This is a genomic window from Pseudomonas sp. 05T35 (assembly GCF_056396605.1).
Genome location: NZ_JBFTLU010000803.1, coordinates 1 through 899 on the forward strand (window position 1 = coordinate 1; position 899 = coordinate 899).

General features: G+C 55.4%; 2 protein-coding genes. Both read right to left on the bottom strand.

Annotated features, from left to right (window positions below; genetic code table 11):
* A partial coding sequence (locus AC1DH9_RS29950; protein ID WP_477809428.1) for a sensor histidine kinase occupies positions 1-349 on the bottom strand: 349 nt, incomplete at its 3' end.
* Between the two features lie 103 nt (positions 350-452).
* Positions 453-899: a carboxypeptidase regulatory-like domain-containing protein gene (locus AC1DH9_RS29955; protein WP_477809429.1), complete on the bottom strand. Its 447-nt coding sequence runs from the start codon at positions 897-899 to the stop codon at positions 453-455.

Sequence of the window (899 nt, forward strand, 5' to 3'; positions counted from 1 at the left end):
CGTCCAGGCATTCGCCCACCAATGCGTGCAAATCAACCGGTTTGAGAAAAACCGCCATGCTTCGCCCGACTTGCTTCAGGGTGAAGTCCAGCAGGTCTGCCACCAGACGTTGCGCGCGCTCTGCAGCGTGTGTGATGTGGCCGAGTATTTGTACTTGCTTGGGAGGCAAGTCAAGACATCCGAGCAATTGCGAAGCCATTTTTATCGCCGCCAACGGATTGCGCAGGTCGTGACTGACAATCCCGATCAACTGTTCGGCGAACAGCGCGCGGTCTTCTGCCGCATCGCAGTTGCCAGGTAACACGTCTTGCGCAACATCCCGTGCGTATTGGTTCTTGAGGTTCGTCACCAGATGCCGCTCAACAAGCAAGCGTGCAGCGAGAGGCCGGTCGTCTGTCTTGAACAGCCTCATCTCATGCAACGTGCAGTGATACGTAATGCTGGGTTGCACGCTATTCACTCCAATGCAAGTTCAGCGTTTCGATGGATTTACCACCGACTGAAATGGTGTGGCGCTCTTCATGGCCATTCAAACTGGCGATGACCAGGTATTTGTTGGCCGGCAATTGCGCGTACACGATGGGCCCCACCTGACTCAACGACAACAGGGGGCTACCTTTTTCGCTCTGGATCACCACGTCGACATTGCTGACGTACTGATTGGCAGATCCCGTTGAAAAGGTCATGTGAAGGTTGTAGCCCTGGGTCTGGAGCAAGGCCTTTGACTCATCCAGGCCGATGCCTCCCGTCAGATAGCGAATACCATTCTGCTCCTGCGGCTCCAACTGCACGGCCGACATGTCAACCGGTTCTGCGGTGGCTGCATGCAGCACCACGGGAGACAAACCGAGCAATAGGGCCAGGGTGAGTCTTGAAAGCGTCAGTGAATGACTGAAGAT